We start from the raw sequence: 577 nt of genomic DNA, 5'->3' as shown, positions 1-577 counted from the left end.
TTTGCGATGTTCGCTGCTGTTGGTTCAATCCCGTTAAACTGAATCGCCTTCACAGAAAGGTCTACAGACCCCACCGAAATAAAACCAATCGCGCGTGTGTTGTGGTTCACAATGGTTTTAACCATGCTGTTGCTATTTACAACTAAGTTGTTTGGGCTGATATCAGAAACCAGACGGTCGTTAATGATTTTGGTGAGACCCAACAAACTTTCAAAGCTGTAGCGCGAGCCAGAAGATGCTTCTCGTGTGACAACTGCTATCGGTTGATCCGCGCCGCCGACTTCTTTCCAGTTTTTGATTTCGCCTTTGTAGATGTCAAACAGTTGTTGTGCTGAAAGGTTAGTCACAGAGTTTGTACGGTTCACAACAACGGCAAGGCCATCGTAAGCAATTGGAAACACATTCAAGTCTTCGCCTTTTTCGCTTTCTGTCAGATAGCGAGAGCTCATACCAAGTTTCACGACACCTTTGTTCACCATGGTGATCCCCGCACTAGAACCAATGCCCTGTACAGCGATGTAATTATCTGGATGTGTCTTATTGTATTCTTCGGCGAGTACGTCCATCACGCGAGCAA

1 protein-coding gene is annotated in these 577 nt (G+C 45.8%); it reads right to left on the bottom strand.

The window, feature by feature from the left end; genetic code table 11:
* Positions 1 to 577 (bottom strand): phosphate ABC transporter substrate-binding protein (locus R7040_RS28540; RefSeq protein WP_318097899.1); only part of this gene is annotated, 577 nt, incomplete at both ends.

The sequence above is a fragment of the Vibrio sp. 1069 genome, from assembly GCF_033340555.1.
This window is presented reverse-complemented; position numbering and strand designations above follow the sequence as displayed.